Source organism: Wolbachia endosymbiont (group A) of Norellia spinipes (assembly GCF_964273535.1).
In genome coordinates this window covers 616,032-638,770 of record NZ_OZ187006.1, presented here as the reverse complement: position 1 = coordinate 638,770, position 22,739 = coordinate 616,032, and the positions used below count along the sequence as shown (strand labels likewise).

Sequence of the window (22,739 nt, the reverse complement as noted above, 5' to 3'; positions counted from 1 at the left end):
TGCACTTTTATGCAGCTCAACATAAGTAAATTTGATCTATAGCAACAAACAAATGCTTATTTTAACTTATTTCTGTTGGCGTTTTATAGTAGTAATTGATGTTAAACCGTTCTAAAATTGGTAGCTTGCTCTGAAGAAACACTATAGTTGTTTAAGGTGGGTTTGATATATTTAGAAAAATTATCTATAAGATTAATATTCAATTTATTTATATTGAAATATACGATTTTATAAAATGACTATTTATGGAAGAACATGGTGGAGTAAGAAGTGGCTTCAATGCCTTGGTGGAGTTGACTGCGATAATCGATTACAACGTGGTAGAACCTATGCCAATGATGGGAGAGTCTCTGGTATTAAAATTAATAGTAATGTAATCGTAGCTAAAGTTTATGGTTCGGGTCAATCATATAGAGTTGAAGTTATACTAAGAGAATTCAATGCTTCAGAGAAGCATGCCATTCATCAAATTATAAAAACTTCACCAGCTATATTATCTCGGTTAATAAACAGACGGTTACCGAGCAGCTTACTTGATAAACTCAATGATTCTGGCATTAAGTTGTTTCCCTCAAAATGGAAAGAAATAAAAACAATCAGCTTGTTTGATAAACTCAATAATTTTTACACTAAATTGTTTTCTTTAAAATGGAGAGAAGTAAGAACGATCAATTTGCTTGATAAGCTCAATGATCTTGGTACGAAATTGTTTACTTCAGAGCGGAAAGAAATAAATGCAAGATGCAATTGTCCTGATTGGGCTGTACCTTGTAAGCATATTGCTGCTGTAATTTATCTTATTGCTAAAGAGATTGATAGAAATCCTTTATTGGCTTTTAATATTCGTAATTGTAACTTACTAGCATTCATTGATGATTTTTGGGATGGAAAATTAGGAGATGTTCAAAAAATCTTAACGCTTGATGATGTATTTAAACCATGCGATCAAGCAACTTCCAATCAAGTAATTTTAGATAACATTGACTTATCAACTATTCCTGACCTTGCTAATTGTGTTTGCAGTATTTTGACGAATAATCCGCTTTTTTTTGAGAAAAACTTTTGCCATACCTTGCAAACAGCTTATAAGCATTGGCAAAGATATCCCACAGGAAATCAGTCTTTTACAGAAGAAGAACTGTTTATTGAGAAATGGGTGCATATCGAACATTGGCAAACATTTCAACTATTTATTGATGATCGTTATCAACTGATTCAGGTAAACAATGGTATAAGTAAGTTATTTGCAACCGATAAAAATTTACCAAAAAATGTAGCACAATTTTTAAACGACATTCCTAATTCGTTACTTCACAGGCTTAATCCTGAACTTCGCTTCATGCATATGATTTCACAGTTTGCACATATGCTGATGGAAAAGTCAGCGCTAATACCACAAGTATTACAAAACAAAAGAGAAGAAATTATAATGAGATGGATTCCTGCGTTGTTTAATGAATCAGTTAAGGAAATTCATAGCAAGATATCATCTATTTGTCCGCCTCTATTGGTGCAGTACAAGGGACGTGCTATAGAACCAGAGGAACAGGTAAATGTTGCTACTTCTCTCATCCTTTTAGGATATATAACAAACAATTTTCCTGTATCACTTGATGAATATAAATATGTGAACATCTTTAGACTGTTTTTCACTGGCAAGTATCAAAAGTTTCATGGACTAATCGACAAAGAAAAATCGCAAATAATTAATGTCTGGTTGTCACACCTTTACTTAGCAGGTGAACCATACAAATTTCATTTAATTATACGGGATCATTACGACAGATTTGAACTTGACGTACAGATATCTCTGGACGGTACAGAGCCACCGATGAAATTAGATAAGGCACTTCCTAATCAAAATAAAGAATTAAGACTGAGTATTTTATCTGACCTTGCATTTTTGCTTGAGCATATACCAGAATTAGAAAAATCAATCAACAGTAATCGTACATTATTTCTATACTTAGATCGTTTCTCATCAGTGTTTACAGACACTTTGCCGATATTAAGAACGATTGGCATTGTAGCTGTTTTACCAGAATCCTTGCAAAAAGTCTTCAAACCGCAATTAAGTCTTAACTTGTCTACTAAAGATGAAATAAAAGAAGAAGATGATGATAATCACGAAATCTTCATGATGTTTGAGGACATATTAAAGTTTGATTGGAGAGTAGCAATAGGTGATAAGAAGTTTAGTATTTCAGAGTTTAAGAGGCTACTAAAAAACTCTCGTAAACTTGTGCGTATTATGGATCAGTATGTACTTCTAGATGACAAACAAGTAGGAGGTTTACTAAAGAAACTTGATAAGCTACCTAATTCTCTCAATCGAGCAGAACTCGTGCAAGCTGTTTTAACAGGTGAGTTGGATGAAACTAAAGTAGCATTTGACCAGCAGCTTACAAGCTTGTTTAAAAAACTTAACACTTATACACCTGTAACTACGCCAAACAATCTGACAGCACAATTGCGCCCATATCAAGAACGCGGATTTAGCTGGCTTGTACAGAACATAGAAAGTGGGTTTGGTAGCATAATTGCTGATGATATGGGTCTTGGTAAGACTATACAAGTTATTGCAGCTATTCTATATTGTAAAAATGCAGGATTTTTAAATCGGGATAGAGTTTTGATAGTAGCTCCAACAAGCATATTAAGTAATTGGCAACGAGAGATGGAACGTTTTGCACCAGAATTAAAGCTTTTCATCTATCACGGACAAAATCGAGAATTAGCAAGTGATTATGATGTGGCTCTAACATCTTATGGTATTGCACGTAGCGATAAGAGAGAACTTGACAAAGTTGGATGGTTTTTGCTCGTAATTGATGAAGCACAAAATATTAAGAACCGTGACGCTGACCAAACCAGAGCAATTAAAGCTATAAAAGCAAAATGTAGAATAGCTATGAGTGGTACACCTGTTGAGAATAGACTGCTAGAGTATTGGAGTATTTTTGATTTTACCAATAAATCTTACCTAGGTAGTGCTACCCAGTTTAAGACCAACTTTGCAATACCAATTGAGAAAGAGAGAGATAAATCTTGCCTAGAAAGGTTCATGAAAATAACTAGCCCTTTTATGTTACGTAAACTTAAGAGCGATAAAAGCATTATTCAGGATTTACCAGATAAAATTGAGAGTAATTGTTATTGTTTTCTCACTCCAGAGCAAGCGGCTCTTTACCAAGAAGTTGTTGATGCGAATATGGGAAAAATAGAAAAAAGTGAAGGAATTGAACGTAAGGGACTAATCTTTAAACTTATCAATGCTTTAAAGCAAATTTGTAACCATCCATCACAGTTTGGCAAGAAAAAGCGTGCGAGTATTGAACAATCCGGTAAAATGCAGATGCTTGAGGAAATATTGATTAGTATTGGTGAAGTTGCAGAAAAATCATTGATATTTACTCAATACACTGAAATGGGTGAAATTATATCTAAATTGCTTGAAGAAAGGTTTGAATCAAAAGTGCCATTTTTACATGGAAGACTGTCCCGTAAAGCACGAGACGAAATGGTTAATGACTTTCAAAACTTATTCCAGTCCAACATTCTTATAGTGTCTTTAAAAGCTGGAGGAACAGGACTTAATTTAACAGCAGCAAATCATGTAATACATTATGACTTATGGTGGAACCCAGCAGTGGAAGCACAAGCAACAGATCGGGCCTATCGTATCGGGCAAGAACGTAATGTTATAGTGTACAGGCTACTTTCAACAGGTACATTTGAAGAGCGTATTGATGAGATGATTCAAAGCAAGAAGGAATTGGCAAACCTAACTATAAGTAGTGGCGAGAGTTGGATTACAGAATTTAACAATGACCGGTTAAGAGATTTAGTTAATATAAAAAATGCACTATAATATATCTGAGTTATTTAATGTAAAGAACCAGATAACTACCGCTCAATAGTTCAAAATAGAGACAAAGATCAAAATTTATGTCTCCAACAGAAAAGCTTCTTTTGTAGTAGTCAAAAAAAGCAGAGATATAGGGCTTTCTGAAGGGAGGCTCTTGAAATTAAAACCAAAAAGATACAGTTTTACATAGCCCATTTCAATTGTCTCTACTGCAACCCAATTCTTTAAAACGTTTTAGAGGATTGTTATAGCGTTATTAGTGATTTGGATAGAGAGATAAGCACCTTTATCAAAAACCCATGTAACCTCTTTAAAATCCCGACAAACAGTTATTTCCAAAATGGAAACAACTCAAATAGCGAAGACTTCTGTTGTAAAAAACGTAATTAGCTGCCTTAAAATTATTTTAACTTTTTTTCACATTTTTTGGACGAATTTCTGAGAATTTACGTATATATATTACATGCATATATTTGCTGTCTCTAGATGAAAATTTCCAGTTATGTCAATCCTAACACTCGACCTCGGCAAGCAAACCGGCTGGGCAATTCTTACAGATGGAGTAATCCAAAGTGGCAGTGAGAGTTTTCACTCTAGCCGTTTCAGCGGAGGTGGCATGTGCTTTTTAAGTTTTAGTAATTGGCTTAATTCCTTGAAAGACATTTCTACAGTGTACTTTGAGGAGGTAAGGAGACACCTTGGAACTGATGCTGCGCATTGTTATGGTGGTTTCTTTGCTGTTTTAGCTGCTTGGTGTGAAAAGCATCATATACCTTATCAAGGTGTACCTGTCAAGACGATAAAACGTTTTATCACCGGTAAAGGCAATGCAAGTGTGGCAAAGTAGTGTTAACGGCAGGGGTTGATGTACAAAAAGATCGTTTAGAGGCAGAAATTCTAGCATGGGGAAGAAATCGAGAAAGTTGGTCAATAGACTACCAAGTATTTGAAGGAGATCCGGGAGGAGAAGAAGTATGGGGAAAACTTTCGGAATTATTAAATCATCATTTTATCGGTGAAAATGGTCTTGAATACATGATAAGCATGATGGCGGTAGATGCTGGGTATGCAACACAAGAGGTATACAACTGGGTAAGAGGTCACCAGGGCTCTGGGAGAGTAATGGCAGTGAAAGGGGCAAACAAAGCGCTAGTGCCACTTAGCAGCCCAAGTAGAGTTGATGTAACAGTTAGCGGACAAAAGCTAAAGAGAGGAATGAAGCTGTGGCCAGTTGGGGTATCGATATTAAAGTCAGAGCTTTTTCAGCTACTTAATGTTTTAACAGAAGGGGCGCCGGGGTATTGTCATTTTCCAGAGTATACACCTGAGTATTTTAAACAGCTAACCGCAGAGCAACTAATTACCAAGGTAGTAAAAGGATATACCAAACAAGAGTGGCAAAAGATAAGAGACCGAAATGAAGTACTAGATTGCAGAGTTTACGCAAGAGCTGCGTCTATTGCCCTGGGGATTGATAGATGGCCAGAGAGTAAATGGGAGAGTTTAGTAGGTGAAAAAACTAAAAAGCCTAAAAAGGTAAGAAAGAGTAGATGGCTGGGTGAGAAGAATGTACAGCAGTGAATATTTAGCCCAAGTTGAAGAAGCGATAAAGAAGCTGCAAAGCGGGGAAAGGGTTGTCTCAATTGCATATGGTGACCATGTAGTTCGGTACGGGGAAGTTCAAATAAAGGATTTATTGGAGCTCAGGCAACGAATCAAAGCAGAGTTAAAAGTTGCAGGTGTGAAGCCGAAGAGAAAGATTGTTATTGCAACGAATAAAGGGATCATATAATGATAAAAATCGTTGAAAGGAACACTATGACAAAAATTATAGGAAAAGAATATACAGAATTTTTAGAGCAGTTGAAAGAACATATTGCTATTAGTCGTTATAAGGCAGCAAGAACAGTAAATAAAGAACTGCTACTGCTTTATCATTATATTGGAACGCGGATTCTAGAAAAACAAAAGAGTCAGAGTTGGGGATCTAAAGTAATTGAGCAGTTAAGTAGAGACTTAAAGGCTGAATTCCCGGAAATGAAAGGTTTTAGCACGAGAAACTTGAAATATATGCGTCAATTTGCAGTGGAGTATCAAGATATTGAATTTGGGCAACAACTTGTTGCCCAATTGCCGTGGGGACATAATGTATTTCTAATGGACTTAGTTCAGGACAAAGAAGCGAGGCTATTCTACATAAAAGAAGCTATTGAACATGGCTGGTCACGTAACATTATGGTGATGCAGATAGAGCTTGGTCTACATAAACGTCAAGGGAAAGCTATTACTAACTTTGAAGAAAAATTACCATCTCCACAATCCGATCTAGCACATTACACATTAAAAGATCCATATATTTTTGATTTTTTAAGTATAGGTAAGGATGCTCACGAAAGAGAAGTAGAAAAGGGACTTGTAGGGCATATGGAAAAATTTCTGTTAGAACTCGGTGAGGGATTTGCATTTGTTGGTAGACAATTTCATTTAGATGTTGGTAATAAAGACTTTTATATTGATTTATTATTCTATCATTTAAAGTTACGTTGCTTCATAGTAATTGAACTAAAAGATAAAGATTTTAAACCAGAGTATGCAGGTAAAATGAATTTTTATCTTTCCGCAGTTGACGATTTACTGAAGCACTCGACAGATCAACCTTCTATAGGGTTAATCTTATGTAAATCTAAAGACGATGTACTTGCTAAATATACACTCAAAGACATAAATAAACCAATAGGATTAGCGGAATATCGAATAACTGAAAATCTACCAGAAAACATCAAAACAGCTTTGCCAACAATAGAAGAGTTAGAAGCTGAATTATCGAAAGTTTCAGATAAGGAAAAGTAATGCTACTAAAATCATTCAAGCAATTATTCCGCAAACCACCAAAGTCTAAAGGTTCAGCATGGAGGTTCAGGAAGGAGATTATTGCACTTTCAACCAGATTCAGGAAGTATAAATAGCTTACTTTCCCAAAGCCTTGAACACTTACGCAGTCGGTCTCGTGATATGGTAAGAAAGAACTCCTATGCAGCAAACATAATCGATACGATAGTGAGTAATTGCGTTGGAACAGGAATAAAACCGCAATCAAAAGCTAAAGATGCAGAGTTTCGGAAAAAAGTGCAAGAATTATGGCTGAGATGGACAGATGAACCAACAGGACCAGAGCCTGCGATGATAATGTTTTTCATTTTTACCTCATATGAACCACCTAATGCTAGGCTTACCATAATATGAGATATAATGTAACAGTTTTTTTATTTAGAAATAGACTACTGTGGTGATTGCTGTGCTGCTACAAAACGCTCATATTCTACTTTTGCCATTTTAGTACTGGGTTTAAACGCTTCATATGTAATACGACCAGCTGCAAGTGCTGCTACTGTAACTAAAGCTGCTGCGCCTATTATACGTGGTGCATCTGGTGTAATATTGCCAGTTGTGAAAAGTGTTATTGCTGCTACAGCGCCTAGTAACAGTGTTGAATAACGAACAAAGAGGCCTCCATTGCGTGCTTTTTCAAATTGTGCTAAACACCCATCACCAGACCCAGGTGAAAGCTTACTATTACCCACAAATAAAAACATAGTATTGTATTTACTCAAATAATTTAATTTTATTAACCTGAAAGCTTATTGGATTAAAATTATTAAACTAAGAGTTATAATTTTAGCAACTAAAAGCTGTAAATTGCACCATATAAACAGTTATTTCAAGCAAAAGTTATGCCATTAAGAGCTATGCAACAAACATTTATATTTGTGGGTAATAGTAAGAGGTGAAAGGAGCCATGCACGCCCGTATACATAGCTATATACTGGAGTTTCACTATTTTTATCCTTCACCCAAGGATCTGCACCATTTTGTATGAGAAGCCGTATTATAGATTCACTACCACTAACTGCAGCATAATGTAAAGGAGTACATTCCCAGATATCTTTTGTATGAACATTTGCGCCGTTTTTTATTAGAATCCTTGCTGCTTCTAGCTGATTACTTTCAGCAGCTGCATGTAAAGGAGTATGGCTATGCTTGCCATCAACATCTGCACCACTTTCTATCAGAATTTTTATTATGTTCGTATGGCCATGTTTAGCAGCTACATGCAGTAATGTACCTTGCCAACTAGCAATATTAGTAGTAAATTGGCAGTCTAATGAAAACTTACTTTCTTTCCATACATTATATTCTTCCTTTGCTAATGCTCCTTCAAATCCACTATCTAGTTTGCTTTTCTCTTCTAGTTTTTTCTTTATCTTTTTAACTATATTATTCGAGTTTAAATCTTGATCATTATTTAATACTTCCAGTATTTCATGTAGCGGCTCCATAATCACCCTCTCTCTTTAATTAAATAATACATTATGACTACCCTGTAGAAGAGAGTCAATTAAAAGGCATTTGAGGCAAAACTTTCTACAAATTAAATTATGTAAAAAAATGTTTGCACATTATGTAATTGTTCAATATAAATGGCATTAATTGTCAAGATAAGGTGTTTTATGCAAGCTGCAGAGCAAAAAACAGAACAGCAAATATTATCAAAAGAACTAAGAGAGGATAAAAGGCTACAGTTAACAAATATAACTGAAGAGCAAAAAGCTGCAGCAATAAAGCAACTTGAAACACGAGGGATCATCATCCGCAAGGGAGTGTGGAACGTATGTACAATCCATAGAATATTAAGAAATCAAGCGTACAAAGGAGAAGCGGCATTTGGTAAGTCGAAGGTAGGGCCAATAAGAAAAGCAGTGAGGGCAAGATGGAAAGTGCGCAAAAGGAACTATTCTGTTTATCGTACTGATGAGGAGAATTGGATAAAAATAACAATACCAAGGATAATTGAAGAGGAATTATTCGATATAGTACAAAAACAACTTGATGAAAATAGAAAGAGATCAAGAATACAACGAAGTGGAAGAAGGCACCTATTACAAGGACTAATGGTATGTCAGTGTTGCAAATATGCCTACTATGCAGCAAAAAACGCTAAGGGAGGAAGGAGCTACTATCGTTGTACTGGTACAGATGCAAGCCGTTTTGGCGGGACTAGAGTATGTAGCAACAAATCAATACGCATGGAGATACTAGAACCAGTTATATGGGAAGAAATGAAGAAGGTATTGAAAGACACGGATAAAGTTGCAAAAGAACATCAACTTATGCTTTTAGAACATAAAAATAAGCAACCAAATGATGAGATTGAAAAAGAAATAAGCAAATTAGAACAAGGTATCAAAAGACTAAATTATGTCTATGTTCGAGAACGCATAACTCAGGAGGAATATGATCTAGAAGCTGAGGAAATAGAGAAGAAGTTAAAAGCAATGAGAAACCAGAAGGAAGAGGTGGTTGATGAAAAGGAACTACAGAGGGAAATAGATTTTATCATAAGTAGTATAAAAGTTTTTGCCTCTGTGGTTGAATCAGAACTTGGTCAAGCAGATTGGGAGGCTAAGCTTAATATAATTAGAGCATTAGTCAAACGCGTTGAAATTGATCACGATAATATACATATAGTGTTTCGATTTCAAGAACTTGCCCTGGCGGAAATGCAGAAAAAAAATGTTCAACATTATATCAGGAGTCCAGTATTACGTAATTGGCGTCTTATTTTTAATTTTTTGTACTATGCGCACCTTATGTCTTCACAACATTTCTAGCTATATAAGCTGAAACGCGCTTATAAAGCGTTTAAGACAGTATAGAACGCCAATTTGCAGGATTAGAGAGTGACAACTAGCTAACACGGGATTTCTTTTACCTTTTTTTCTGCTTAGTAAATTTCTTAAACATTTAAACTAAGGTGAGTTGCATTTAAAAGCAGCTGAGTCGCGGTTATTAGACGTTTAAAACATAAAAAAACGCCAATGTTTTTAAATAGATATTAACCGGGGTTTCTTTTGCCTTTCTTTTCATTTGGTAAATTTCTTAAATGTTTATGGTTAAAAGAGCCCAAGAGAGGTGTCATCCAAGTAGCTGACACTGGAATCTAGTCTTTATTATGCAGCCACTTATTTAAAGTTAAGTTTTCTGGATCCAAGTAGTCAGGGCACTGGGATGACATCCTGCTTGGCAAAGATTTCTCTTAAATCACCCCTTTTTTATACCTGAACTCACGTGTTCAACTTTATTTTTTTCCATTTCTCTATAGCTTGGTAATGTAGAATTTTTTACATGTAATCCGATATATGTTGCAACCAAAGCAGCTATAACACCACAAACCACCGCACCAGCCACAGATGGAACCATCACAGCAGCAGCAATGAATAACCCTTTAACAACAACTCCAACAACATCTTTTGTTAATGAGGTATAAAAATTTTCCTTGCTTTCTTTATATTTAGTTTCTTTTTCATTTGGCACAGAAAATTGAGCATCTACGAAGCCGTTAGCTTTATTATCATTATTTGGTGTGGCAGTTTGGTCAGTCCTTGTTGATACAGGCGTTTTATTTTCGTTATTATGATTTAGCTGGCCATTTGGTGTATTTACAGGTCTACTACCAATGTTCCCATTACTGCTGCAAGGTTTTGCTCCGTTTTTTTCTACATTAGGTGTTTCTGGTACAATAAAGTTTAAAAGCACCTGAGTAATTTCTTTTTGTCTATTATTTATAGCCAACTCTACAGCTGCTCGTCTGCTTTCATCATTTACATAACCTAAAAATACCCCAACTTCTTGGACATTACCTTGAACAATAGCAAGACGCAGAGCGTTAAATTTTTCTTCTTCATTAAATTTGCCACTATTCAAAAGTATCTTTACAACGTCAGCTTGTTTTTTTATTGCGGCATGATCTAATAAAGTATAAGCCGTATCTTGAATACCATTGACTTTAATGTCTGAATTTGTGAGCAATCCAACAACCCTTAGGAATATACTGCGATCGCCGGTAATACTAGGCCCTTCTGAACGAACAGCATAATAAAGCAAAGTCCAACCATCCTGGTTTGTTATTTTTATATCTATTTTCTCTTTTTTAAGCTTCTCACCAAATTCCTGAGCAGTTATACTAGGGTTATTAGTTACAATTTCCTTTATCTTGTTGTATGACGTAGCAAATTGACTACCTCTGGAGTTATTAGAATCTGCTGCATTGCTGCCTGCTCCATTTTCTTCTACATCAGGTTCTCTTTCCTCATTTACCTCTGTAGTTATCTGTTCTTGTTGAGGAATCTTGAACCCATTTCTAAGAAAAAGATCCTTAACGCGTGGGTTGTTATGTTCGGTTGCATGTTTTAGAAGTAAGTCTCCTAATAAATTGTCTCCTTCACACTTATCTTGAAAATTAACTTCTTTCCACTTTGGTTCCTTTTGCAAATCTTTAAGACTAGCAATTCCCTTATCATCATATTTTACAATTGTAGCTATCTTTCGATACAACTCTCTAATATCATCATTACTATATGCCATAACTAAACCTACTACTATATGTTAGTTTATTATAGCAACTTTCCCACAACCAGTCAAGACATATTGCAGTTTCAAGTAGCATGATATATATTGAATATAGTTCTTAAAGCAAATGATGGAAGATTTAGCCTATAAATTAGTTAAAGTGACCGAAGCTGCAGCACTTGCTGCATATAAACTAGCAGGCTTCGGCGATGAAAAAAAGGCTGATCAGGTTGCAGTTGATGCAATGCGTACAGTATTAAATTCAATGGAAATAAATGGTACTATCGTAATTGGTGAAGGTGAGAGAGATTCATCACCAATGCTGTATATTGGCGAGAAGGTTGGCACTGGAAATGGTCCTGAAATCGACATTGCTGTTGACCCACTTGAGGGCACCACAATCTGCGCTCACCATAAACAAGGGGCAATGTCCGTTCTTGCTGCAACGAAAAAAGGTAATTTTTTACATGCACCTGATGTTTATATGGAAAAGATAGCAGTAGGAAAAAATCTCCCAGAGGGTGTAGTCTCACTAAAAAATAGCATTGAAAAGAATCTAGACAATTTAGCCAAGGCAAAAGGATGTAAAGTAAATGATCTTACAGTAACTATACTTAATCGTGAAAGACATGATGAATTAATAGTGAAAATCAGGGAGTTAGGAGCAAAAGTTAAACTAATAGATGATGGTGATGTTGCGGCCGTAGTTTCACTAGTAAATGGCAATCACGATATGTATATCGGAATAGGAGGGGCACCAGAAGGGGTGCTTGCGGCTGCAGCGCTGAGTTCAATCGGTGGACAGATGGAGGGAAGATTAATATTTGACACAGATCAGTTAAGAGAAAGAGCAAAAAATTTAAATATTGATGACCCAGAAAAAATCTACACCATAAAAGATATGACAAGAGGTGAATCAGTGTTTATTGCAACTGGAGTAACAAGCGGAGAACTTGTGGATGGAGTTGAATTGAATCATAATACCTATTCAACTAATTCTTTAATAATTCTACCTAACAAGCTGATAAAGGTGCAAGTTATAAGTTAGGTTAATTATTTTTCAATATATGATGTAAGAGTTAAAGGGAGTGTTAAAATGTTAGATTCATTTTCTCAAGAGAAACTAATTGTACAAGAAGTTCCTCAAGGCGGACATAAAAAGAAGGCTGAACCCTTTTCAAAACCTTCTATCTATTGTTTCTTAAACCACTCTGCTGAACGGAGACAGTTTAGGCTGTTATGCCTGGCGGCTTTGTTGGAATAAGTTTTTCAACATTGCTAACAATAAAATTGATTGTATCGTCAGCTACCTTATCGAATTTATCATTTATCTCTTTTCCTATTTTTTCATTTTTAACATATTCGTGTAGAGCTAAAGCAGTTATAGCTGCACATGCTGCAATTAAGCCAGTTTTTGCTATAATGAGCATTGATAATCCTCCTGCAAATATAAATGTTAATCCAATAGCTAGGTTTATAATTTTACTTTGTGTTGTTTGTTGTGCTGCCTGATTCTGATCTACTTTTTCTTTTTCAAGAGCGTTTGATATTGTTTTTGAGAAAATTTTTACCGCGATTGTTGCAATTGCGATCATAGCTAATCCTATGGCTATTTTTGCTAAGAGAAAAAATGATGGGAACACCATCGCAAAGAATAGTAAGCCAGCTCCTACAATTAGTAACTTATTTTTAGGTTGGATTTCATTTGATATAATAAACCTCCATTTCATAACTGCCGGAGTATACCTAATATAAAATACGGAGATAGTCAACATATTTTATGAAAGGGCGCGTTAAAAGTTTTTTTCATGTTGTTCTTCGCCGCCTCGTGGTTAAATTTGGAATTTTAGAAAGAGTTACGTATTATTTGAAATTCTTGTATACTGTTTTGAATCAGTTAAATAGATAATGAAGTGCAGGACGCAGTTTTAATTTTACAAGATGGCAAGTGCTTTTGGGGAAAATCAGTAGGTAAAAAAGGCAAGTGCATAGGTGAGGTCTGTTTTACCACTGGTATGACCGGTTATCAGCATACTATAACTGATCCTTCTTTTGCTGATCAAATTATAACGTTCACTTTTCCTCATATTGGTAACATTGGAATAAACCATAAAGATAATGAAGGAGAGAAAATTTTTGCAAGTGGTGTGGTTATGCGTGAACTTTCTTCTATGTCCCACCCTTCTTCATATATCAGTTTAAATGATTGGTTAGAGAAAAATAACGTGGTTGGGATATCAGGAATTGATACTAGAGCTTTAACGAGACATTTGAGAAAACATGGATCTCAAAGTGGAATGATATGCCCGTCAAGCGAGACGCATGTGTTGGACAAATTGAAGGAATACAAATCTGTAAATGGGATAGAAATAACCAATAAAGTCAGCTTGCATAGTAATTTTAAAAGTGACCTTAATGCAAAATATAGGGTTGTAATCGTTGATTTTGGCGTAAAAATCAGTATAGTTTCACGCTTAATAGAACTTGGTTGTACAGTTGAATTAATCAGACCAAGCACAGGTTTTGCTCAAAAAGTGTTGAGTATGAATCCAGATGGTATAGTGCTTTCAAATGGTCCTGGTGATCCGCAAGAAATAGGAGAAAGTGTAGTTTCAGAGATAGACATTATTATAAAATCTAAAATACCAATTTTTGGCATATGCATGGGTCATCAATTACTTGCGATTACTTTGGGAGCAAAGACCATCAAGATGGATATTGGTCACCGAGGGAGTAACCATCCAGTTTATGATGTAATTAGTGGAAAAGTTGAGATCACTAGCCAAAACCATGGTTTCGTTGTTGATTCAGCTTCTCTTCCAAGTAATGTTGAAATTACTCACATTTCTCTATTTGATAATAGTGTAGAGGGGATAATGATGAAGGATTACTTAGTCTTTTCTGTGCAATATCATCCAGAAGAAGCGCCAGGTACGCATGATTCGCATTATTTATTTAGACGTTTTATTGGCAATATTGTGTTGTATAAAATGAAATCTGCATGATTTTAATCAGGGTAGGTTTTATTGCTTGATTTTTTAATTTTAGGCGTTTAGTATTAAATACAATAAAAGCTTGAGTTAAGGTACTAAAATAGCGTTCTCTTAACAAATTTTTGTGGAGGAGTGACCGAGTGGTTAAAGGTAACAGACTGTAAATCTGTCCGCATTGCGTACGTAGGTTCGAATCCTACCTCCTCCATTGTGCGGGTATAGCTCAATGGTAGAGCTCTAGCCTTCCAAGCTAGTGACGTGGGTTCGATTCCCACTATCCGCTCTTTTTTTTGTTGTATTTTTATAAAATCAACATATTATTTATTGATGTATTTGTATTTTAGGTAGAAAAGTTTAAATTATGACAGCAGTAGTGGAAGCATTTGGAAAGCCGCATGTAAATGTGGGAACAATAGGACATGTGGATCATGGGAAGACAACGTTAACAGCGGCGATAACAAAGCATTATGGAAATTTTGTAGCGTACGATCAGATAGATAAGGCGCCAGAAGAAAGGAAAAGGGGGATAACGATAGCAACAGCGCATGTTGAGTATCAGACGGAAAAAAGGCATTATGCACACGTTGATTGTCCTGGACATGCTGACTATGTAAAGAACATGATAGTAGGTGCAGCACAGATGGATGCGGCGATATTGGTAGTGTCGGGGGTTGATGGGCCAATGCCACAAACGAGAGAGCATATATTGCTAGCGAAGCAGGTAGGTGTTGGATATATCGTGGTGTATATAAATAAAGCTGATGTTGCTGATGCTGATATGATAGATTTGGTAGAAATGGAAGTGAGGGAATTGCTGAATAAATACGGATTTCCAGGGGATGAAGTGCCTGTGGTAGTGGGGTCTGCATTGAAAGCGCTGGAGGATGACAGTAGCGAATATGGAAAGAAATCAATAGATAAATTGATGGAAAAGTTAGATGAGTATGTGGCAGTTCCACCAAGGCCTGTGGATTTACCATTTTTATTGCCAATCGAGGATGTATTTTCGATATCGGGGCGAGGAACGGTGGTAACAGGAAGGATAGAGAAGGGAGAGATAAAGACGGGAGAAGAGATAGAGATAATAGGTCTGAAAGCGACGCAAAAGACGATATGCACAGGTGTAGAAATGTTTAAGAAGTTGCTGGATAAGGGGAGTGCAGGACTCAATGTAGGAATATTGTTAAGAGGAACAAAAAGAGAAGAAGTGGAGAGAGGGCAAGTATTAGCAAAACCGGGGACGATAACGCCGCATAGAAAGTTTAGGGCGGAGGTTTATATATTAAAGAAAGAGGAAGGAGGAAGGCATACACCATTTTTTGCGAATTACCAGCCACAGTTTTATTTAAGGACAACGGATGTAACTGGGAGCATAAAATTGCTAGATGGGAAGGAGATGGTAATGCCAGGAGATAATGTGAGTGTAGAAGTAGAATTGCAAGTACCGATAGCAATGGATAAGGGATTGCGTTTTGCGATAAGAGAAGGCGGTAGAACTGTTGGTTCTGGTGTTGTTTCTGAAATTTTGGAGTGAGAGTAGTAACTAAGATGAAGCAAGATATATATATTAACATTAAGGCTTTCGATTGTTCTTTATTGGAGGAGTGTGTTCGAAAATTTGTTGATGAATTAAAGCGGTCCAATGCAAAATTATCTGGTCCGATTGCGTTGCCAAGAAAAGATTCTAAATTTATTGTTAATAGATCTCCTCACGTTGATAAAAAATCTCGTGAACAGTTTGAAATGAGAACTTCTAGGCGTTTGATTGTTTTACATGATCTTACTCCTACTATGATGCAGATGCTTACAGGTTTATCTTTTTCTGCTGGCGTAGAAGTGGATTTAAAAGTCAAGGAAGTTAAGGTTTAGGAGAAGGAAATGAAGAGAATAAATTCGCTGAGGAGAATTGGTTTACTAATGATGAATATTGGTCATACTGCTATGTATTCTGACAATAGTCGCATGGCTGTAACTTTATTGCATCTCAGCGAAACTTATATTGTTGATATAAAAGGACAAGATAAATGTGGCTATAATTCAGTCATTTTAGGCACAGGAGATTTTAAAAATATAGCAAAACCTCAGTTGGAATATTTAAAGAAAAAGGGTATAAATAATAAATGTAAGTTATACGAAAGTAGATTAAATGACCTGTCGGGAATAGAATGTGGTAAAAAAGTGGGAATCAATCATTTTGTGGTTGGTCAATATCTTGATATTACGGGTTATTCTATAGGTAAAGGATTTGCTGGTGTGATGAAGCGGCATAACTTCAGTGGGCTTAGGGCATCTCATGGTGTTTCTATTGCTCACAGATCACAAGGTTCCACTGGTCAATGTCAGGATCCTGGTAGAGTATTCAAAGGAAAGAAAATGGCTGGTCATTTAGGTAACAGCAGAATAACTGCACAAAATATGAAGATATTATCCATTGATCATGAAAATAGTATAATTGCTGTGAAGGGTAATAATGTTCCTGGGTTTAAAAATTCCTATGTTTTTGTAAGAGATGCAGTTAAAAAATCTTTACATAAAGATGTTCCTTTTCCGGTAGGTTTACTGTTAGATGTAAATGATGATGCTAGTAATTTGGTAAGTTAGTTATGGAATGTAATTTAGTTAATCTATCTAATAATAATGTAGGTACTGCTCAGCTCAATCCTTTGATATTTTCTGCTAAGCAAAAATTGAGTATTTTGCATGATATAGTGAGATGGCAATTAGCGAAGAGAAGAGCTGGTACTCATAAAACAAAAGGTATCAGTGATGTCTCTGGTACAACAGCTAAACCTTATGGTCAAAAACGTACCGGTAGGGCAAGACAAGGGAGCTTGCGATCTCCTCAATTTAGAGGTGGTGGGATTATTTTCGGCCCTGTTGTGAGGAGTCATACTTATTCTCTTAATAAGAAGGTACGCAAATTTGGTTTAAAAATTGCTTTATCTCTAAAGTATTTAAATAATCAAGTGATTATTCTGGATAATTTAAATATTGATGTGAAGAAAACGTCTGAAATGTGTAAATGTATTAAAAATTTTAAATTTTCTTCCTTTTTGATAGTTGGTGATTATGGAGATGATTTGTTGCGTGCTGTTAGAAACTTGCATTATGTAGACTTAATCAAACCTATTGGGTTAAATGTCTTTGATATATTGAATCACGAATGCGTGATGTTGACAAAGGATACTTTAAAGCATCTTGAAGGTAGATTGTTATGATCAAATATAATAATATAATAAAATCTCCTATAATTACAGAAAAGGCCTCTTTTTTGAGGGAGAAGTTTAATAAATATTCTTTGTATGTTTTTGTAAATGTAAATAAGCGTCAAATAAAGTTGGCAATAGAGTCTCTATTTGATGTTAAAATTTCTTCTATAAATGTTGTTAGAATTAAGCCTAAATATAGGCGTTTCAGGGGTGTGATTGGTTGTGAAAAACAGAAAAAGAAAGTTTATTTTTCTTTGATAGATGGTCAAAAATTAGATATAATGAGCGTTTAATATGGGTATGAAATTTTTTAATCCTGTTACTCCGTCTTCTCGTGGGACTGTGTTAGTAAGTAAAGTTGGTTTATCAAAAGATGAGCCAGAAAAGTCTCTTACATCCGGTAAAAAGTCCAGTGGTGGAAGAAATAATTATGGTAGAATTACAACTCGTCATAGGGGTGGTGGTCACAAAAAGAAGTATAGAGTTATAGATTTTAAGCGTAATAGAAGTGGTCAGGGTATAGTTGAAAAAATAGAGTATGATCCAAATAGAAGTGGGTTTTTAGCGTTAATATCATATAAGGAAGATGATATTAAGTCTTATATATTAGCTCCTCAAGGTATGAAGCCTGGTGATATTGTTACAGCTGGAAATGATGCTGATATTTTGCCAGGTAATTGTTTGCTACTCAAGTATATACCTGTTGGTTCTTTCGTTCATAATGTTGAGCTGAAGCCAGGTAATGGTGCTGCGATTGCTAGAGCTGCTGGTTGTTATGCGCAAATTGTTGGTCGTGATGGCCAATATGTTTTATTACGACTCAGGTCTGGTCAAATTAGGTTGATTTTATCTTCTTGCAAGGCTACTATTGGTGTAGTATCTAACCCTGACCATAAGAATAGAAAGCTGGGTAAAGCTGGAAGAAGTAGGTGGCTTGGAATTAGACCTACTGTGCGTGGGGTTGCAATGAATCCGGTTGACCATCCTCATGGAGGTGGGGAAGGAAAAACCTCTGGTGGTCGTCATCCTGTTACTCCTTGGGGTGTTGCAACAAAAGGAAAGAAAACTCGGAGGAAAAATAAATCTAGTGATAAGTATATAAAACAATTGAAAGGTTAGTTTATGAGTAGATCTACGTGGAAGCCTCCTTTTTGTCATCCTTCTATATTAAAGTCGGTGAATAATGCTTTAAACAAGGGGTTTGTTAACATGGCTATAAAAGTTCATTCCAGGGCTTCTGTAATTCTTCCTAATTGTTTAGGTTTAAAGTTTGCTGTTTATAATGGTAAGGATTACATTCCTGTTAATGTTAATGATCAGAATATGATAGGTCATAAGTTTGGTGAATTTTCGCCCACTCGTAAATTTACTGGGCATAGTGGTGATAAAAAGGCGACAAGAAGGTAATTGATATGAAAAACAGAGATGTAATAGTTAAAGCTGGTTCTAGGGTTTTAAAATCAACTCCTCGTAAATTGAATTTGGTTGCTGGTTTAGTACGTAATAAAAAAGTTTCTTTTGCCACTGTGCAATTAAGATTTTGTGAAAAGAAAGCTGCGGGTCTTATAAGGAAGGTATTAAATTCTGCGATTGCTAATGCTCAATATAATTATGGATTGGATATCGATAATTTATATATAAAAGAAATTTCAATAGGTAAGTCTCTTACTTTGCGTAGGGTATGTCCAAAAGCTATGGGTAGAGCTAATAGAGTTAGTAAACGTTATAGTAATATAACTGTAAAATTGGGAGAAATTATATGATTCATAAAAATAGAAAATTAATAAGGAAAGTGCAAAAGTATGGGAAACGTTAATCCTAAAGGATTTAGGTTAAAAATAATTAATACTTGGTCATCTGTTTGGTATGCTGAGAAGGGTTATAAACAAGGGTTGCATCAAGATTTATCTATTCGCAGTTATATAAATGAATCTTTTAAGCATGCTGGTGTTTCTAAAGTAATTATAGAGCATACAATCGATTTGGTGTCTGTAATAATACATTCTTCTAGACCTGGAGTGATAATAGGTAAGAAAGGCTCAGATATTGAGAAGATAAAGCAAAAAATAGCTGAAAAAGTAAAAAATAATGTGGAAGTGAATGTAGTAGGAGTTAAAAGGTCTGAAATAGATGCAGTTTTAATATCAAGCAGCATTGCACAACAGTTAGAAAAAAGGGTTTCATTTAGAAGAGCGATGAAAAAAGCTATTCAAAGTTGTTTGAGGATGGGTGCTAGAGGTATTAAAGTAAGTTGTTCTGGGCGCCTTGGCGGAGCTGAGATAGCTCGTACTGAATGGTATAAAGAAGGTCGTTTGCCTTTACACACTTTACGTGCTAATATAGATTATGCTTTTTGTGAAGCAAAAACTATATATGGTATTATAGGAGTTAAGGTTTGGGTTTATATTGGTAATTAAGGTATATTGAGATGTTTGTTCCCAAAAAGAGTAAATATAAGAAGGTATTTAAGGGGCGAATTAAGGGTAATACAAAAGGTGGTAGCACATTATCTTTTGGAGATTATGGCTTAAAAGCTGTAGAAGCAGGTAGGATTCAGTCTAAGCATATTGAAACTGCAAGGCGTGTAATATCTAGAACATTAAAACGCTCTGGTAAAGTGTGGATAAGAATTTTTCCTGATACCCCTGTTAGTAAAAAGCCGGCAGATGTACGTATGGGTAAGGGAAAAGGTAGTGTTGAATTTTGGGTGTTTAAAGCTAAGCCCGGTAGAATGTTGTTTGAGATTAGCAGTGATGTTCCCATGCATTTAGCAAGATTGGCGCTTGAAAAGGCAACCGCTAAGCTTCCTATGAAGTGTAAATTTGTATCTAATCATAATTAAATGGAGTTGCAATGGATATAGCTGACATTGAATCGAGGTCTTCACAAGAATTGCATGAAATTCTTGTAAATTTGAGAAAAGAGTTTGTTAATTTGGTTTTTCAAAAGAAGTTGGGGCAGTGCAACAATATTTCGCGTTTTAGCTTAATAAGAAAGAGCATAGCTCGTATTCTAACTACATTAAATAAAAGAAGAAGAGAGGAAAAGAATGCCTAAAAAGGTTTTTTGTGGTACTGTAACTAAGGCTAAGTGTGATAAGACTGTAAAGGTTTCGGTATTACAAGTGTATAAGGATCAGCTGTATAAAAAGGTTATAAAAAAATACAAGAAGTATACAGCACATGATGAGAATAATAGTTGTAAAGAAGGGGACAAGGTTTTAATACAAGAACACAAGCCTATTTCTACTACTAAAAAATGGGTTGTTGTTAATAGCTCACATTGAATAGGATATTTATATGATTCAAAAAAATACATTGTTGGAAGTAGCTGATAATTCTGGTGCGCGTGCAGTGCTTTGTATTGGTTTATTGGGTGGTAGAAAGTCTGCATCTATAGGTGACACAGTTATTGTATCTACTAAATCTATTACTCCAAGAGGGAAGGTTGAGAAGGGAAAAGTATATAGAGCAGTTGTGGTGAGGGTGAAAAGCCCTATTAGAAAATCTGATGGTTCTGTAATTCGTTTTTCTAGCAATGCTGTAGTTTTGATTAACGATCAAGGTGAACCACTTGGCACTCGGGTATTTGGTCCGGTAAAAAAGTTATCATCTGGTTCTTTTATGAAGATAATGTCATTAGCTGTTGAGGTTTTATAATGAGTGCTAAAATAAAAAGTGGTGACGACGTTATAGTTTTAACTGGTAGAGATAAGGGAAAAATTGGTAAAGTGATTAAAGTTGTGGCATGTGATGCTAAAAAGAAAGTAATTGTTTCTGGGGTAAATGTACATAAGAGACACACTAAACCAAAAGCTGGTAGTAGTGGTGGTATATTAAATAAAGAGTTAGCTATTGATATATCCAACGTTGCAACATTAGACCCTAAATATAAAACTCCAACTAGAGTGGGGTTTAAGGTTATAGGCGGTAGAAAAGTGCGTTTTGCAAAAGTTTCTGGAGAAGTGATAGATTAGGTTGATATGTTTAAAGAATTGTATAAAGATAGCATAGTAAAGTCCTTAAAGGATAAGTTTAATTACGGCAATATCATGCAAGTGCCTAAACTTGTCAAGGTGTGTATCAATATGGGCGTTGGAGATGCTGCTACAGATAGTAAAGCAATAAATGAACCACTTGATAGCCTATATTTGATTGCTGGGCAGAAGCCTTTATCAACTTTTGCAAAAAAATCTATTTCTGGCTTCAAGATCAGAAAAGGTGCTACAGTAGGTTGCAAAGTAACTTTGCGTAGAGATAAAATGTATGAGTTTTTAGAAAGATTGATATATATTGCTTTGCCAAGGGAAAAAGATTTTAGAGGATTTAGTGTGAAGCAATTTGACGGTAATGGTAATTTTTCCTTTGGTATAAAGGAACATATCTCGTTTTTAGAAATAGACTATGATAAAATAAGTAAAATTAGAGGTATGGATATTAATATTATAACAAGTGCAGTTAGTGATAAGGAAGCAAAGGAATTATTACTGGCTCTTAAATTTCCTTTTTTTGATTAATTGAGAGGAGAAATATATGGCAAAAAAATCTATGATAGAAAGAAATCTTCGCAGAATAAAGCTGTGCGATCAATATAAAGAAAAAAGAGAGAAATTGAAATCTATAATAAATAATAAGAATTTGTCTATTGTAGAAAGGTTTACAGCTCAAAATAAATTAATTAAAAAATTGCCTAGAAATTCTTCTAAAACCAAAATTAGAAATAGGTGTGCTTTAACTGGGAGACCAAGAGGAGTATATAGAAAATTTGGTTTATGTAGAATTGTTTTGCGTGATTTATGTTCTTTTGGGCAAGTTCCAGGAGTTACAAAGTCTAGTTGGTAAATATAATATAAGGAGTATATTGTGGCGTTATCTGATAGTATTGGTGATTTTTTAACAAGGATACGTAATGCTCAATTGGCAATGCATAGAACAACAAGAGTGTTGTTTTCTAAAGTGAATTCTTCTATACTGAAGATTTTAAAAGATGAAGGGTATATCCTTGATTATGAAAAGCAAGTTGTAGATAATTTACCTTCTTTCATTGTAAAATTGAAGTATTATGAGAAGTCACCTGTAATTAGTGACATAGTTAGGGTGTCAAAGCCTGGTTGTCGTTGTTATTCTAAGTATAAGGACATTTCTAAAGCATATAATGGTCTTGGTATTTTTATTATATCGACACCCAAAGGAGTGATGACTGATTATAATGCACATAAGTTAAAGGTTGGTGGAGAAGTTTTGTGTCGTGTGTTTTAAATAA

At 35.2% G+C, this 22,739-nt stretch carries 27 protein-coding genes, 2 tRNA genes and 4 pseudogenes; 29 read left to right on the top strand and 4 right to left on the bottom strand.

What is annotated here, in order from left to right; all coding sequences use genetic code 11:
• Positions 1 to 235 precede the first annotated feature (235 nt).
• The 6 genes and pseudogenes from ACFZP3_RS03200 to ACFZP3_RS03175 all read left to right on the top strand — a co-directional run.
• On the top strand, positions 236 to 3,871 hold the full coding sequence (locus tag ACFZP3_RS03200; RefSeq protein ID WP_386086827.1) for an SNF2-related protein: 3,636 nt from the start codon (positions 236 to 238) through the stop codon (positions 3,869 to 3,871).
• Positions 3,872 to 4,370: 499 nt separating this feature from the next.
• Positions 4,371 to 4,703: pseudogene (locus ACFZP3_RS03195) on the top strand (Holliday junction resolvase); the annotation flags it as partial.
• A 5-nt stretch (positions 4,704 to 4,708) separates the two neighbouring features.
• A pseudogene (locus ACFZP3_RS03190) lies at positions 4,709 to 5,449 on the top strand (terminase gpA endonuclease subunit); the annotation flags it as partial.
• Positions 5,436 to 5,660, top strand: coding sequence for a gpW family protein (locus ACFZP3_RS03185; protein WP_253309098.1), 225 nt, complete (start codon positions 5,436 to 5,438; stop codon positions 5,658 to 5,660). The pseudogene ACFZP3_RS03190 and the gene ACFZP3_RS03185, both read left to right, overlap by 14 nt.
• A 26-nt stretch (positions 5,661 to 5,686) precedes the next feature.
• Entirely contained in the window at positions 5,687 to 6,718 is a 1,032-nt protein-coding gene (locus ACFZP3_RS03180) for a YhcG family protein (RefSeq protein WP_386086826.1), read from the top strand.
• Positions 6,718 to 7,027, top strand: a pseudogene (locus ACFZP3_RS03175) (phage portal protein); the annotation flags it as partial. The gene ACFZP3_RS03180 and the pseudogene ACFZP3_RS03175, both read left to right, overlap by 1 nt.
• Positions 7,028 to 7,146: 119 nt before the next feature.
• Here ACFZP3_RS03175 and ACFZP3_RS03170 read toward each other — a convergent pair.
• Both ACFZP3_RS03170 and ACFZP3_RS03165 read right to left on the bottom strand, forming a co-directional pair.
• Complete coding sequence (locus tag ACFZP3_RS03170; protein ID WP_253309096.1) at positions 7,147 to 7,479, bottom strand: hypothetical protein; 333 nt, start codon at positions 7,477 to 7,479, stop codon at positions 7,147 to 7,149.
• A gap of 126 nt (positions 7,480 to 7,605) precedes the next feature.
• On the bottom strand, positions 7,606 to 8,205 hold the full coding sequence (locus ACFZP3_RS03165) for an ankyrin repeat domain-containing protein (protein WP_264688273.1): 600 nt from the start codon (positions 8,203 to 8,205) through the stop codon (positions 7,606 to 7,608).
• A gap of 249 nt (positions 8,206 to 8,454) precedes the next feature.
• On the opposite strand from ACFZP3_RS03165, the pseudogene ACFZP3_RS08610 reads away from it, so the two are divergent.
• Both ACFZP3_RS08610 and ACFZP3_RS03160 read left to right on the top strand, forming a co-directional pair.
• Positions 8,455 to 8,751: pseudogene (locus tag ACFZP3_RS08610) on the top strand (recombinase family protein); the annotation flags it as partial.
• The gene (locus ACFZP3_RS03160; protein ID WP_410542147.1) at positions 8,737 to 9,537 is read left to right on the top strand and encodes a recombinase zinc beta ribbon domain-containing protein; all 801 of its coding nucleotides are present in this window, start codon (positions 8,737 to 8,739) and stop codon (positions 9,535 to 9,537) included. The pseudogene ACFZP3_RS08610 and the gene ACFZP3_RS03160, both read left to right, overlap by 15 nt.
• A 430-nt stretch (positions 9,538 to 9,967) precedes the next feature.
• Here ACFZP3_RS03160 and ACFZP3_RS03155 read toward each other — a convergent pair whose 3' ends face one another.
• Complete coding sequence (locus tag ACFZP3_RS03155; RefSeq protein WP_386086824.1) at positions 9,968 to 11,290, bottom strand: ankyrin repeat domain-containing protein; 1,323 nt, start codon at positions 11,288 to 11,290, stop codon at positions 9,968 to 9,970.
• 115 nt (positions 11,291 to 11,405) lie between these two features.
• Here ACFZP3_RS03155 and glpX point away from each other — a divergent pair, with 115 nt between their 5' ends.
• A complete protein-coding gene (glpX, locus tag ACFZP3_RS03150; protein WP_386087109.1) occupies positions 11,406 to 12,323 on the top strand; it encodes a class II fructose-bisphosphatase in 918 nt (305 codons plus the stop codon).
• 181 nt (positions 12,324 to 12,504) lie between these two features.
• On the opposite strand, the gene ACFZP3_RS03145 is transcribed toward glpX, so the two are convergent.
• On the bottom strand, positions 12,505 to 13,005 hold the full coding sequence (locus ACFZP3_RS03145; protein ID WP_253309092.1) for a hypothetical protein: 501 nt from the start codon (positions 13,003 to 13,005) through the stop codon (positions 12,505 to 12,507).
• A 183-nt stretch (positions 13,006 to 13,188) separates the two neighbouring features.
• Here ACFZP3_RS03145 and carA point away from each other — a divergent pair, with 183 nt between their 5' ends.
• From carA to rpsH, 20 genes are all read left to right on the top strand, one after another.
• Positions 13,189 to 14,280: a glutamine-hydrolyzing carbamoyl-phosphate synthase small subunit gene (carA, locus tag ACFZP3_RS03140; protein ID WP_253309091.1), complete on the top strand. Its 1,092-nt coding sequence runs from the start codon at positions 13,189 to 13,191 to the stop codon at positions 14,278 to 14,280.
• A gap of 114 nt (positions 14,281 to 14,394) precedes the next feature.
• Positions 14,395 to 14,476: transfer RNA gene (locus ACFZP3_RS03135), tRNA-Tyr, on the top strand.
• A gap of 4 nt (positions 14,477 to 14,480) precedes the next feature.
• Positions 14,481 to 14,551: transfer RNA gene (locus tag ACFZP3_RS03130), tRNA-Gly, on the top strand.
• A 78-nt stretch (positions 14,552 to 14,629) separates the two neighbouring features.
• Positions 14,630 to 15,802, top strand: coding sequence for an elongation factor Tu (gene tuf / locus ACFZP3_RS03125; RefSeq protein WP_264329094.1), 1,173 nt, complete (start codon positions 14,630 to 14,632; stop codon positions 15,800 to 15,802).
• A 14-nt stretch (positions 15,803 to 15,816) separates the two neighbouring features.
• Positions 15,817 to 16,137 (top strand): 30S ribosomal protein S10, encoded by a 321-nt coding sequence (gene rpsJ / locus ACFZP3_RS03120; RefSeq protein ID WP_096616846.1) that lies wholly within the window; start codon positions 15,817 to 15,819, stop codon positions 16,135 to 16,137.
• A gap of 9 nt (positions 16,138 to 16,146) precedes the next feature.
• Complete coding sequence (rplC, locus tag ACFZP3_RS03115; RefSeq protein WP_253309090.1) at positions 16,147 to 16,869, top strand: 50S ribosomal protein L3; 723 nt, start codon at positions 16,147 to 16,149, stop codon at positions 16,867 to 16,869.
• Between the two features lie 2 nt (positions 16,870 to 16,871).
• The gene (gene rplD, locus ACFZP3_RS03110) at positions 16,872 to 17,486 is read left to right on the top strand and encodes a 50S ribosomal protein L4 (RefSeq protein ID WP_064124641.1); all 615 of its coding nucleotides are present in this window, start codon (positions 16,872 to 16,874) and stop codon (positions 17,484 to 17,486) included.
• Positions 17,483 to 17,770 carry a 50S ribosomal protein L23 gene (locus ACFZP3_RS03105; RefSeq protein WP_064124642.1) on the top strand — a complete coding sequence of 96 codons (288 nt, stop codon included), beginning with the start codon at positions 17,483 to 17,485 and terminating at the stop codon, positions 17,768 to 17,770. The genes rplD and ACFZP3_RS03105 overlap by 4 nt, the downstream gene beginning before the upstream one ends.
• A 1-nt stretch (position 17,771) precedes the next feature.
• Positions 17,772 to 18,596: a 50S ribosomal protein L2 gene (gene rplB, locus ACFZP3_RS03100; protein ID WP_253309089.1), complete on the top strand. Its 825-nt coding sequence runs from the start codon at positions 17,772 to 17,774 to the stop codon at positions 18,594 to 18,596.
• 3 nt (positions 18,597 to 18,599) lie between these two features.
• The gene (gene rpsS, locus ACFZP3_RS03095; RefSeq protein WP_386086823.1) at positions 18,600 to 18,884 is read left to right on the top strand and encodes a 30S ribosomal protein S19; all 285 of its coding nucleotides are present in this window, start codon (positions 18,600 to 18,602) and stop codon (positions 18,882 to 18,884) included.
• 5 nt (positions 18,885 to 18,889) lie between these two features.
• Positions 18,890 to 19,240 carry a 50S ribosomal protein L22 gene (rplV, locus tag ACFZP3_RS03090; protein WP_096616838.1) on the top strand — a complete coding sequence of 117 codons (351 nt, stop codon included), beginning with the start codon at positions 18,890 to 18,892 and terminating at the stop codon, positions 19,238 to 19,240.
• Between the two features lie 39 nt (positions 19,241 to 19,279).
• Positions 19,280 to 19,894 (top strand): 30S ribosomal protein S3, encoded by a 615-nt coding sequence (gene rpsC / locus ACFZP3_RS03085; RefSeq protein ID WP_386086822.1) that lies wholly within the window; start codon positions 19,280 to 19,282, stop codon positions 19,892 to 19,894.
• A gap of 11 nt (positions 19,895 to 19,905) precedes the next feature.
• Positions 19,906 to 20,319 carry a 50S ribosomal protein L16 gene (gene rplP / locus ACFZP3_RS03080; RefSeq protein WP_250294844.1) on the top strand — a complete coding sequence of 138 codons (414 nt, stop codon included), beginning with the start codon at positions 19,906 to 19,908 and terminating at the stop codon, positions 20,317 to 20,319.
• A gap of 11 nt (positions 20,320 to 20,330) precedes the next feature.
• Positions 20,331 to 20,534 (top strand): 50S ribosomal protein L29, encoded by a 204-nt coding sequence (gene rpmC, locus ACFZP3_RS03075; protein ID WP_006279350.1) that lies wholly within the window; start codon positions 20,331 to 20,333, stop codon positions 20,532 to 20,534.
• The gene (gene rpsQ, locus ACFZP3_RS03070) at positions 20,527 to 20,763 is read left to right on the top strand and encodes a 30S ribosomal protein S17 (protein WP_264732192.1); all 237 of its coding nucleotides are present in this window, start codon (positions 20,527 to 20,529) and stop codon (positions 20,761 to 20,763) included. The genes rpmC and rpsQ overlap by 8 nt, the downstream gene beginning before the upstream one ends.
• A 13-nt stretch (positions 20,764 to 20,776) precedes the next feature.
• Positions 20,777 to 21,136, top strand: coding sequence for a 50S ribosomal protein L14 (gene rplN / locus ACFZP3_RS03065; RefSeq protein WP_006279348.1), 360 nt, complete (start codon positions 20,777 to 20,779; stop codon positions 21,134 to 21,136).
• The gene (rplX, locus tag ACFZP3_RS03060) at positions 21,136 to 21,453 is read left to right on the top strand and encodes a 50S ribosomal protein L24 (protein WP_373457552.1); all 318 of its coding nucleotides are present in this window, start codon (positions 21,136 to 21,138) and stop codon (positions 21,451 to 21,453) included. The genes rplN and rplX overlap by 1 nt, the downstream gene beginning before the upstream one ends.
• A 6-nt stretch (positions 21,454 to 21,459) precedes the next feature.
• A complete protein-coding gene (gene rplE, locus ACFZP3_RS03055; RefSeq protein WP_010962750.1) occupies positions 21,460 to 21,993 on the top strand; it encodes a 50S ribosomal protein L5 in 534 nt (177 codons plus the stop codon).
• 16 nt (positions 21,994 to 22,009) lie between these two features.
• Entirely contained in the window at positions 22,010 to 22,318 is a 309-nt protein-coding gene (rpsN, locus tag ACFZP3_RS03050) for a 30S ribosomal protein S14 (protein WP_064124653.1), read from the top strand.
• 21 nt (positions 22,319 to 22,339) lie between these two features.
• The gene (gene rpsH / locus ACFZP3_RS03045) at positions 22,340 to 22,735 is read left to right on the top strand and encodes a 30S ribosomal protein S8 (RefSeq protein ID WP_064124654.1); all 396 of its coding nucleotides are present in this window, start codon (positions 22,340 to 22,342) and stop codon (positions 22,733 to 22,735) included.
• The last annotated feature ends 4 nt before the right edge of the window (positions 22,736 to 22,739 follow it).